The organism is Psychromonas marina (assembly GCF_030161115.1).
Classification (GTDB): Bacteria; Pseudomonadota; Gammaproteobacteria; order Enterobacterales; family Psychromonadaceae; genus Psychromonas; species Psychromonas marina.
Map to the genome: position 1 here is coordinate 1 of NZ_BSPQ01000003.1, position 12,452 is coordinate 12,452.

The following is a 12,452-nucleotide window of genomic DNA, read 5'->3' on the forward strand; positions in this document are numbered from 1 at the left end:
TGAGCAGGGAAAAGTAATATTTAGATTGACGTGGGAAGTCATACCAACGCCGCACTAAGCGGACTAAAATTGTGGGTTAAAATGTGTAGCGAAGCGAAACGTAACCCGCTGTTTTAGTTCCGTTTAAGTGCCTTGTTAGCTTTTACTTTGCAATATCAAATTCTATAAATAGTGCATCTCTACACTTTTCAACTGCTTCGATACCTTCTTCGTAACCCGCACTAGCAGAGTCCTCTACTACTTTATCTGACAAGTGAAGCTCCATGCTAGAAAGGCACCCAATTTGACAAGCAAGTTCATTAAGTGCTTCTTTTGCTGGTAATGTTAAGTAGAGACTATGAACCATGGAAAATTTATCTATAGCAACCCTAAAATAGTGGAAGCCCCTATTTTCTTTTGATTCATTAACATGGTTCCATACGTAATGTTCAGCAGGTGATCTCTCTGCGATTTCCTTCCAACAATATAGGTGTATTTCAATTAATAACTCATCAACTGTAACCAATGTTTCTAAACATTTAGATTGAAAAGCTTGCTGTAATGCAGATTTTACCTGCAAGTGAGATCTCACCTGTTCCAATGAATGAGCATAACTACTTTTCACACTTTCAATTTCATTTGTAATTTCAGCGATGTCTTCTTTAGTAGCTAAATTTTTTGCTTTTTCCGCTAAGTACTTAGGAAAGTATATTTTAAAGATAAAACCAACCACAGCCATACTTAGAATGAGTAATATATTGAGAATAATTGTGATTTCCATGAATACCTCCTCGTAAAGCTAACGCCGCACTAAGCGGACTAAAATTGTGGGTTATAATGTGTAGCGAAGCGAAACGTAACCCACTGTTTTAGTTCCGTTTAAGTGCCTTGTTAGAACTTAAGTGACCCGTGATAAACCAGGACTTTAGTTATTGCTTCTTCGTGAATTTTAGTTTCAATTCCACGATTACGTAGTGAAGTTGTGCCATGTTCTTGAAAACATACATAATACCATTCAAGCCTATCATCCTTCACACAGTACCACCCATCATATGTATGACGCTCGAAATAAAGCCAAAAAACATCTTCGCAATTACCAATTATATAATCTTTAACATTTTGGTTACTTTGTAAGAATTCTATAAATTCCAATTCATTATTAATATCATTCGATTGCACTAAATTCGATAAATACTTAACAAGTTGTGATTGGTTCATGATGACTCTACTCATAGCTATAGTTCTAACGCCGCATTAAGCGGATAAAAATAGTGGGTTATAATGTTGAGGCACGAAACATAACCAACTGTTTTTATTCCGTTTAAATGCCTTGTTAATTGATGCCGATAATAGAACTTTAAACACCAATTATTCTAGTGACCATTTTGATATTGAGAAACCAAATACCAAGCGGAAACTACAAGCCTTTTTAGCAAAATTACACGTTCAATATGACGCGAAAACTAGGCAAAAAATGAAGCCTCTATTTACTAAAAACTAAGCTAATGAGTTTTATGCTTTTGGTTTTTATAAAAGCAAAACTCTATTAGCGAAAATACCTTAATCTGGCTGAATGTGCAGATTAAAAGTCACATTCAAGACAACTTATTTGAGCATATTTCATCAATTAGTCGGTAACAAAAACACTTAAATTGAGAAAACATATACCAAATAATTTTAAGGCCAATTAACGCCTGCTTAAGCGGACAAAAATAGTTGGTTATAATGTGGAGCGAAGCGGAACCTAACCAACTGTTTTTGTTCCGTTTAAAGCTCTTGTTAGCTGTTTTATCGCTACACTTTAATTCTTACTACTTTGCCCTGAAAACACTTTAAATAGTTTTTGTGGCATATAGCCTAAAACAGTTGTGAATGTGAAGGCTATTGCAGTAAATAACATAAAAATAACAAAGGCAATTGTAATAATAAACACTACCCAATTGAAAGGAATCACTGTTGAGTTGAATGTGCTTATTTCAGTATGAATAATTAAAAAAACCACATACCAAGCACCGCTTGCTAACAATAATGTTAGAACTCTAAATGTTGGTCGAACTTCATTGTTACCCATTTGCACACCAGTTCCCTTGAACAGCTAACGCCGCACTAAGCGGACAAAAATAGTTGGTTATAATGTGTAGCGAAGCGAAACGTAACCAACTGTTTTTGTTCCGTTTAAGTGCCTTGTTAGCACGGCTTAAAGTAACCTTAAACAGATTACTAAACTACAATTTTTTGGAAATTTGCACAACGAATGTGAAGCTGAACATTTATTGTAAATCGAGCACAAACCCAAGGTTACACGCAAAAACTAACAACTCTCAGAAATCACTTGAAACCCACAAGGTAAAACCCCGAGATAGAAAAGTGAACTGCGAAATACGAGTAAAACCACAACACACCAAAAGCACGCTCACGTAAGCCAGCTAACGCCCACATTAAGCGGACATAAATGGTTGGCTAAAATTTGTGAGGAACGAACAATAGCCAACTGTTTTTGTTCCGACTTAAATTGCTTGTTATAAAGTCAACCGTTGAACCCTACGATTGAAAGGTAACATTTCGATATAACTGCCCTTTTAAATTTAAGATTAATTTCAGCGAAGCACGTTGACGAACGAAGCTAAAAACCAATTTTAAATTCCCTAATAATTATCGGTTCTGGACACTCAAACAGGCTACCGCACTTGAAGTGAAAAACACAGCAAGTGACGACCTTTAGGCTTTGAAAAACCAGCTCATTTAAGCAATCTTACGACGAAGTTAGTGCTGCCAACTTCGCCAAAAACTTTGCAGATATTTGGACTTACAAAACCAACCTCAACACACTAAATGAACACTTTATAACGCCCTATTAACAGGCAAAAAATTGTTTGCTAAAATGTTGAGGAACGAAAACAGCAAACTGTTTTTTGTCCTTGTTTAATAGCTTGTTATGCATTACAAACCACCCGCTAAGTCTAAGTAATTCCCTGTCGAAAATGACGACTTTTCTGAAGCTAACCAATAGATAGCTTCCGCAACTTCTACAGGTTGTCCACCTCTTTTGAGTGGGATAATATTTTTTAGCCTTTCTATTCGTTCAGGTTCTCCACCATCTGCATGCATATCAGTGTGAATTAATCCTGGGCGTACACAATTAACCCGAATACCTTCAGCAGCAACCTCTAAGGATAAGCCTTTAGTTAATGTATCAATTGCTCCCTTTGATGCTGCATAATCAATATATTCATTTGGAGAGCCAGAACGCGATGCGCCCGAAGATACATTAACAATAACGCCACCAAAACCACCATGCCGAGTAGACATGCGCTTTACAGCCTCTCGACAGCATAAAAAGTAACTAGTGACATTGTTTACGAGTATTGAATTGATTCTATCAGCAGTCATATCCTCTAAACGTGATTGCTTTTTCAAAATACCTGCGTTGTTCACTAGTATTGATAGTGCACCTAATTCTTTATCGACAGTTGAAAACATTCGAGTTACATCATCTTCGCAAGAAACATCAGCTTGTACAGTAATACACTTACCACCTTGCGCGATTATTGTTTCAGCTAATTTATTTGCTGACTTTAAATTAGATTTATAATTGATGCATACAGCATAACCTTTACTAGCAAATAGTTGTGCTGTAGCGGCTCCAATTCCACGCCCAGCCCCTGTGATTATTGCCACTTTTTGAGAACTCATAAATATCCTTGTACACTTGAGTTAGAGGTAATGCATAACGCTGCACTAAGCGGACTAAAATGGTGGGTTATAATGTGTAGCGAAGCGAAACGTAACCCACTGTTTTAGTTCCGTTTAAGTGCCTTGTTATAACGTATTCATTCAGGAACGAAATTAGCTTCGGGCCATATTTCATTTATTTCATCTGCTTGCTGTTGGGCACTAAAGCGTTCCCACACAATGCCATTCACATCAGTGTCTTCACTAAACTCTTGCGCTGAAGAATCCTCCCAGCCTAAATGACGTAATTCACCAGGCTTGCATGATAAATCTTGCCTAACTGACACATTAAGAGATTCTGTTCTCCACAATGCATATTCATTTATTACAAATGAACAAGGAGCTACACCCAACCGACCTGTGTAATCTTTAATAGTTTCATCAATGTTATTTGTAGCAATTGCGATATGTAATTTATTCACAGTGCATCCTTGTACGTTATAACGCCACATTAAGCGGACTAAAATTGTGGGTTATACTGTGTAGCGAAGCGGAACTTAACCCACTGTTTTAGTTCCGTTTAAATGTCTTGTTAGTTGTCTTCCTCAAGAGCATCTATAGCTCCTTTTAGATAGCCATCGATAAGTAATTGAATTCGATAACCGCTTAACTTACCTTGAGATTCATTACTCTTCTGCTCTAAAATTGTCACGACACTTTTAATCCAATCTAGTTCATGAACTAGGTTTGCATGGAACTGTTTAACTGAATATCGCTCCTTAAACACATAACCTACACTTCTAAAGTTATCTCCAGATAAAGAAAGTAGTGTTTCAACAAAAACTTCTGGAAGAATACTTTTTAAAATTGGTGTTTTATAATATATATTTTCTTCGTTATTACAAAGAATAAGCTTCAAGGTAAAAAGCCTTACATCACTCCTCATTAATTCAAGTAACTCTTCAGCAGTATCAGGTAAGCACTTAACTTTATATTCTTGAATCCTTTCCTCAAGATAATCCTCAAATTGGTTAAACTCAATAATGTCCCTACCCGCAAAGCCTAATCCCCCCCAACTATCAGTATCAAAATCAAATTTATTATCATTCAAATCAGAAGGAAGATGTTGGTTTTCAAAAAGAAAATCTATATAGACTTTGTATTTTCCCAATATATTCAACTTATCATCTAAAACCAAACCAATATCAGACAACCTCATGAATAAGCCAGCTATATGTTTAACCACATGATAATCAGTAAACTTGTATTCATTTACCTCTTGATTAACAAGTCCAACAAGCTCTTCAAACTCCTCATCTGATAAATCATGGTATCGCCATAATTTCACCCAATTTTCAGTATTATTGTCTTGGTAATACTTATTACATTCGATTGACGTTTTTATTTTTTCTTCGTCAATTATTCCCTTATCAAAAAATTCAACCCATACAGATTCTTCCACCAGAGAATCACTAAAGTTAATCATTGGATATTTGGAAGATAGTAATGAATACATTGATTTGGTTTTGTTTTCTTTGTCTTTATTGAATGCATCTTGGTAAATACTATCTTTAACTCTTGATATTTCTTGAATTGAATAATTTGCACTTCTTGTTTCAAAAGCAAAACTGAGAAATATTTTAAGTAGTTCCTCTTTCAATTCACTCTTGTCAAATGTTGACTCGGGGAGAGCATCGAAGAAACGTTCAAAATCCCAAAGGGCTTGTTTTAAGTGGCGTAAATTTTTACATTTAGAGCTTGAATATACAGTAGTGATATTATCGATATTGTCTTGATAAAAACTTTTTATTGTATCGGAAGAAGAATTTATAAAAGATTCTAATGCTAGGTTAGTGTTTGGTACAAGTTCAAAGGTTTTTCCTATCAACTTTTCTTTTGCTCTTGAATAACACTTATCTTTGTCGGATTTCTCTAATATTTCATCTTCATTAGCAATAATTAAAACTTTATAGCCTTGGTGTTCAACAAATTGATTGATATAACCTAACACATCACCAATATTCATTGAGCAACGTTCTAAATCATCAAAAACAAGTACAAAGCTATCAGTATTTTTTAGATAATCAGGTAAATTAAGTGCGTCCGTAGGAATTTTGGTGGTAGTTTCACTTTTACCATCATCATCAAGATCTAGTTTAATTGTTGCTTTTAATAAGCCCTTAGCTATTTTCGATGTTAATTTCATACCTTTTGAAGAGAGTACGGGATGCATTTGCTCGAAAAATGCGTTCTCTATATCCTCGAAACATACCATTCCATACAAACTAACGTACAGGTATTTCCCAGAGCTTTCTTTAAAACGCTCTAGCGCTTTTTGAACAAACCAAGATTTCCCCGATCCCCAAGCTCCTTTAATCAAAACAGCATATTCAGGAGCCTGATCGAAGTTAAAGTAATATGATAGAAAATCATCTATGTTTTTGTTTTGCTCTGACATTATCTACCTAGCTAAATTATGTAAAATTGAGACAACTAACGCCCACATTAAGCGGACAAAAATGGTTGGCTAAAATTTGTGAGGAACGAACAATAGCCAACTGTTTTTGTTCCGACTTAAATTGCTTGTTATAAAGTCAACCATTGAACCCTACGATTGAAAGGCAACATTGCGATATAACTTCCCTTTTAAATTTAAGATTAATTTTCAGCGAAGCGCGTTGACGAACGAAGCAAAAAACCAATTTTAAATTACCGAATAAAACTCGGTTTTGAACACTCAAACAGGCTACCGCACTTGAAGTGAATTACACAGCAAGTGACGACGTTTAGGCTTTGAAAAACTAGCCCATTTGAACAATCTTAAAACGAAGTTAGTGATGCCAACTTCGCCAAAAAATTTACTGATTTTTGGACTTACAAAACCAACCTCAACACACTAAATGAACACTTTATAACGCCCACATTAACTGGAGAAAAGCGGTGGGTTAAAATCGCGTAGCGATGACCCGCCGTTTTTGTTCCAGTTAAATTGCTTGTTATGCAACTTTAACTGAGAATATCTACTTATCTAAAACATCGTATGTTTCAAAAGTGATTTGGTATAGTGGAATTTTCTTTTGAATGCGAATTTTTTTCGTAGAATCATAATCATAATCACATTCCAACTCAATGATAACTGAATCATCTACGTTTTCTAACTTATGAACCTGTTGGGGATATTGTTGATGAGCATCCCTTATCTCGTCAATTAAATTATTTTCTTCATCATTAAGCGCTGTATCAGTTACACCAATAGTGCCACCTCTACCGTACTTCACAAAATAAACTCTCTGTTCTTTAATTAATTGTTGATAATCTATGTTAAACATATTGTCTCCTATTGAATATTTGATGTGTTGCATAACGCCGCGTTAAGCGGACTAAAATTGTGGGTTAAAATGTGTAGCGAAGCGAAACGTAACCCACTGTTTTTGTTCCGTTTAAACGCCTTGTTAGTTACCGGACTTTATTTCGTTCAAATCCATATGACGATATTAAACCTGTTACTTTGAAAATATCACCAACTTTAACTTTGCTAAACTCTACTTCTGAGATACACACATGTCCGTTTATTGAAAATGTAACTTCTTTTACAATAATTCGTGGAGTGCATCTTCCTTTAAAATTTGTATTTATTTTTTCTTTAACTGTTAAATCTACGTTTCCATTTACAGAAGTTAAATTATGTAACCCTTTAGGGACTGCACCAAATATAGTAAAAGACAATAAAGCAAAAAATACTACAGGTAGAGCTAAAAAGTGATACGGTTTCCAAATTTTTCTCATTCCATTAAAAGCGCTTTTATTCTTTATATAAGCCAATGTAAATATAAATATTCCAACTAAAAATGACAGAATAAAAGAAAGGAAAAGTGGAGAGTCTAATCCATTATTAATAGTTATTTTTACATCTGAAGCGATGGAATAAAACATTCCTCCAAATATAAATATTATTATTGCTAACGAACAAATTGATGCGATCTTTCTCATTAAGAACTCACAAATTAAATTGATTAACTAGGTAACTAACGCCTTGCTAAGCGGATAAAAATGGTTGGTTAAAATCGCGTAGCGATAACCAACTGTTTTTATTCCGTTTAAGCAACTTGTTATGTGCCTTAGTTAGTGATTTTTAAGTCTAGTATTGCTAGATCTTTTGTCGTAGTTATAACACTAGCGAGTGTTATTTTGCATTTAATGTAATGCCCCAACAACCTCTCAAAATAGTCGGTTATACCTTCGTGATCATCTTGTACAATTGATTTTTCAAATATCTCATGTTTTAACGCAGAGATTTCACATTCAATTACTTGTAAATTTTCATCCAAGTATATTGATTTTATTGAAAAAACATTTACCAATTTAGCAATACTTTCCTTTGTTTCATCGAGCAATCTATTCCGTTCATTTATATATTTTTCTGATTCGTACTTTTCTTTAAATGAGGACTGTTCACCTTCAATGTGTTCCTCATAAGAGCGCGCATATTCTTCTTCAGCAGGAGTTTCATAGGGTGCACTTGGCACATGACATATATGAACAAAACAGTCATTATGCTCAGTTTGATAATTAATAATTTTATCCAAGTATTGTTCTGTCAAATATAAACTGGTTATTAATTCCTCATAAGCTGAACGCTTTGTTTCCCAAACTTGTTGTTTTACCCAATATTTTTCATTCATTTGACTTTTAATACTTTCAACTGCCTTGGTGCTTCGTTTTAACTGTTCTATAGCACTCTTGAAATCATTCCTAGTTGCTAAGCCTTTAAAACGAGTTTGAATATATATACCAAAAGGAACAACTAATAAGGTAGTGATTATGCTTGGTAAAAACTTTATAAATTCATTCAATTTTACATCCTCATTGGGAGATTAATAGTGGGCACATAACGCCTTGCTAAGCGGGCTAAAATTGTGGGTTAAAATGTGTAGCGAAGCGAAACGTAACCCGCTGTTTTAGTTCCGTTTAAGCAACTTGTTAGGCTTTTAATTGTACATAGTTATTTCTCGGCTATGATGACTTCTAGTTTCATCTAGGTAAGTTCTCAAAGAACTTTTTTCAATAGCCTCTTCTTTGACAACTCTTTCAAGAAATCTTTCTGTAGGAGTGCGATCCATCATACGGGCAGTTGCCGTTCCTTGTGGAACAATAATATATGCATACTTTTGTAAGTGTCGAATTCTATCTTTGAAAGTATCACGATCTACAGTGATGACATCACCTTGAAACTCAAAATAACCATTATCAGTTTCATCACAGTCAACATATTTTTCATTCCACAAAGTCGCATAGTCACGACTACATTCAGGTGAAAGATCTCTATTTATAGAGTTTCCTTCTTCATCCAAAAGGTTAAAAGGTTCAGATGGGTCGATTAGCAAAATAAAGAAATTTTTATACGGATAGCCACTATCTCTATAAACCAATAACTTAGATAATTTAATTTCCGTCATACCACAAAATAAAAAATTCATACCTTCTAGATGGCTAATTCCGGTGAAGGTGTTATCTCCACCTTCTACACTCATATACCAATACTCATCGGCCTTACATTCATTATTAAAGTTATCCAAAAACCTTTTAATAATCTTCTCATCAGAAACCTCCAAAAAACTTTTTATTTTGGGTAAAGATTTACGGATAGCATCATCAAACTTGTGTAATTCTGGCCAATAGTCATGTTTAGGCGGATTCTTAAGCTCTTTCAGATATTCTGAAATTTCAGATATGGATTGAAACCTCTTAGATGCGTCGTTTATTAAGCATTTTTTTACGATACGATCTAAATATTTTAGGTTTTCAGGTGAATTTGAATTGGCTAAAGCTTCCATATCTAAGCCTCTTATCGTCTTCCCGGTTAAATACCAATAGATTACTTGGCCTAAAGAATAAATGTCACATGACGCTTGAACAGCCTCTTTACTATCAATTTGTTCTGGTGCACTAAAGCCAAAATTTGCCATTCTTTCTGTAGGTTTAGTCTTTGATTCCCTTTCAAATACTTCATCAGAAAAATGAGCGATTCCAAGGTCACCAATCACATATTCATTGATAGATTCGTCAAAAAAAACATTTTGAGGCTTTAAGTCTCTATGTATAATTTGGTGAGAATGCAAATGAGATAATCCATTTGCTAAAGAAATAAATAATTCCCATGCTTTTTCTGACTGAGAATCATAATTTGTTTCACTTCCATTGTCTTCTGTACGCAATGTTCCCTGATAGTACTTCATAATAATTATGAAATACTCATCGCTATCTACGGTTACTTTATCAAAGTGATATGCTTGGACAATGTTGTTATGGGAAGGTATTTGTGAAGCACAGAAATATTCATCTTTGAATCTATTTAATTTTGAACTTTCAGCTTTTTTTAAAAACTTTATAGCGAAATCTTTTTCACCCTTTTTAAAATGAAAAACAAAACTATTTCCGCCTTCACCTAAGCTTTTTACAAATTCAAAATCCCCTATATCAGTTGGAAGGTAACTTAAATTTTTTAAAGATTTGTTTAAACTTGTCGTAGTCATAATTGATATATCCAGTGGAAATTATTGTATGAAGCCTAACGCCGCATTAAGCGGATAAAAAAGTTGGTTATAATGTTGAGGCACGAAACATAACCAACTGTTTTTATTCCGTTTAAATGCCTTGTTAATTGATGCCGGTAATAGAACTTTAAACACCAATTATTCTAGTGACCATTTCGATATTGAGAACCCAAATACCAAGCGGAAACTACAAACCTTTTTATCTAAATTACTCGTTCAATATGACGCGAAAACTAGGCAAAAAATGAAGCCTCTATTTATTAAAAACTAAGCTAATGAGTTTTATGCTTTTGGTTTTTATAAAAGCAAAACTCTATTAGCGAAAATACCTTAATCTGGCTGAATGTGCAGATTAAAAGTCACATTCGAGACAACTTATTTGAGCGTATTTCATAACTTAGTCGGTATTAAAAACACTTAAATTTGAAAACACATCCCAAATAATTTTAAGGCCAATTAACGCCGCACTAAGCGGACAAAAATAGTTGGTTATAATGTGTAGCGAAGCGAAACGTAACCAACTGTTTTTGTTCCGTTTAAGTGCCTTGTTAGCACGGCTTAAAGTAACCTTAAACAGATTACTAAACTACAATTTTTTGGAAATTTGCACAACGAATGTGAAGCTGAACATTTATTGTAAATCGAGCACAAACCCAAGGTTACACACAAAAACTAACAACCTTCGAAATTCACATTAAACCCACAAGGAAAAATCCCGAGATAGAAAAGTGAACTGCGAAATACAAGAAAGCCCACAAAACCCAAAAGCACGCAATCGTAAGCCAGCTAACGCCCACATTAAGCGGACTAAAATTGTTTGCCAAACTTGTTGAGGAACGAAACATGGCAAACTGTTTTAGTTCCGACTTAAATTGCTTGTTATGTGTTTCATTAACTACATTCACGAACTTTATCAGCTTCTGCATATAATGCCTTAGGATTAATAACTGCATTCGATTCATTAGTTAGCCTAAAGTTTAGCGTTCTAGCTTTTAACCAATGTGGATATGTTATAAATGTAGATTTAACAGCTAAATTAAACTTTTGGATTTCCTCTTCATTTGCACATAAACATTCCAAATGACTGTTACCTGAATCCATACAAGACCCAATTAATTTAGACACTTCACCTAAATTATTATGTAATTTTAATGCATCCTCAACTTCAACACCTTCACTTAAATTTAGGTCTTGAGCAAAGACTATTGATGGAATACTAATAAATATCAAAATCAGAAATTTACGCATAATATCCTTTGAACACTGACACATAACGCCCATATTAACTGGAGAAAAATGGTGGGTTAAAATCGCGCAGCGATGACCCGCCGTTTTTCTTCCAGTTGAATTGCTTGTTATGTTTTGGTTATTAGTAATAGTTAGTTATAACACACTGAAGTAAAATGGATTCCTTCATTGATGTTATAGTTATTTTCTCTTCCGTGTTTAAGCCAAAACTAACCATATTATACTGATTGGAACCTATAAACCTTCCATTTTTTACATGGAAGTTATCATAAGGTTCTTTCTCCTCCATCTCTGCGCCATCTAGAGTTCCAACCAACACCCCTCCACTTTCAATATTCACAATCATTTTAATATTTTCAGATGGACACTCTGCAACAAAATCCTTTGCATCCTTTAAATCAACCAAAGGCATTTTTATATTATACTCTAGCTCCGAACTGATCAGAGTATTTTTATAAGTTGCCCCTTGTATTTGATAAGTATTAACAAAACAATCTGGGTAATTAAGATAAGGCTCTCTGACAGTATTAATTTGAACATAATCGGCACCAAGTGAATAAGCTTTATTTCTCAGAATTATTTCAGCTCGCTCGTATGTTCCTCTGTAGCCAAAGCTTCCACATCCCGTTCCGTCAACGACAGTTATTGGCGCTACAAATTCATATCCCGATGGGGGGCTAAATGTAGTTACTTTGATTGACTCTGCAGCCTTAATAGTAGTTAATTTAGGTGCAGTAGCACAACCAGTCAAAAAAACAGAAAGTAACAATAGACACTTAATTTTCATTTAAAACCTTTTCAAGATATATTTATAGGGGTAAATATCGATTTTATACTGAAAGGAATATAACAACCAACTCTCAAGGAAATTCTACATGTATCTTTTATTATTCAGTGACTCGAAGTTATTGAATAAATACGAAAGAGAAACATAGACATAATGACTCCCACTAAGGTGCTAGCCTCTACCGTGGGTTAGTTTTTCAACCAGAGCCATAA

11 protein-coding genes are annotated in these 12,452 nt (G+C 34.4%); all 11 read right to left on the reverse strand.

Annotated elements, in window-relative coordinates; genetic code table 11:
* Positions 1–142: 142 nt before the first annotated feature.
* Complete coding sequence (locus QQK09_RS07405) at positions 143–760, reverse strand: hypothetical protein (protein ID WP_284203491.1); 618 nt, start codon at positions 758–760, stop codon at positions 143–145.
* Between the two features lie 1,020 nt (positions 761–1,780).
* Entirely contained in the window at positions 1,781–2,056 is a 276-nt protein-coding gene (locus QQK09_RS07410; RefSeq protein WP_284203492.1) for a hypothetical protein, read from the reverse strand.
* Between the two features lie 863 nt (positions 2,057–2,919).
* On the reverse strand, positions 2,920–3,672 hold the full coding sequence (locus QQK09_RS07415) for an SDR family oxidoreductase (protein ID WP_284203493.1): 753 nt from the start codon (positions 3,670–3,672) through the stop codon (positions 2,920–2,922).
* Positions 3,673–3,809: 137 nt separating this feature from the next.
* Entirely contained in the window at positions 3,810–4,133 is a 324-nt protein-coding gene (locus tag QQK09_RS07420; RefSeq protein ID WP_284203494.1) for a hypothetical protein, read from the reverse strand.
* A gap of 110 nt (positions 4,134–4,243) precedes the next feature.
* Positions 4,244–6,109, reverse strand: a complete 1,866-nt coding sequence (locus QQK09_RS07425; RefSeq protein ID WP_284203495.1) for a P-loop NTPase fold protein — start codon at positions 6,107–6,109, stop codon at positions 4,244–4,246.
* A 562-nt stretch (positions 6,110–6,671) separates the two neighbouring features.
* Complete coding sequence (locus tag QQK09_RS07430; protein WP_284203496.1) at positions 6,672–6,980, reverse strand: hypothetical protein; 309 nt, start codon at positions 6,978–6,980, stop codon at positions 6,672–6,674.
* 127 nt (positions 6,981–7,107) lie between these two features.
* The gene (locus QQK09_RS07435; protein WP_284203497.1) at positions 7,108–7,641 is read right to left on the reverse strand and encodes a hypothetical protein; all 534 of its coding nucleotides are present in this window, start codon (positions 7,639–7,641) and stop codon (positions 7,108–7,110) included.
* Positions 7,642–7,769: 128 nt separating this feature from the next.
* Positions 7,770–8,504, reverse strand: coding sequence for a hypothetical protein (locus QQK09_RS07440; protein WP_284203498.1), 735 nt, complete (start codon positions 8,502–8,504; stop codon positions 7,770–7,772).
* 135 nt (positions 8,505–8,639) lie between these two features.
* A complete protein-coding gene (locus QQK09_RS07445) occupies positions 8,640–10,184 on the reverse strand; it encodes a serine/threonine-protein kinase (protein WP_284203499.1) in 1,545 nt (514 codons plus the stop codon).
* A 912-nt stretch (positions 10,185–11,096) separates the two neighbouring features.
* Positions 11,097–11,453 carry a hypothetical protein gene (locus tag QQK09_RS07450; protein ID WP_284203500.1) on the reverse strand — a complete coding sequence of 119 codons (357 nt, stop codon included), beginning with the start codon at positions 11,451–11,453 and terminating at the stop codon, positions 11,097–11,099.
* A gap of 121 nt (positions 11,454–11,574) precedes the next feature.
* Positions 11,575–12,240, reverse strand: coding sequence for a DUF4156 domain-containing protein (locus QQK09_RS07455; protein WP_284203501.1), 666 nt, complete (start codon positions 12,238–12,240; stop codon positions 11,575–11,577).
* Between the last annotated feature and the right edge of the window lie 212 nt (positions 12,241–12,452).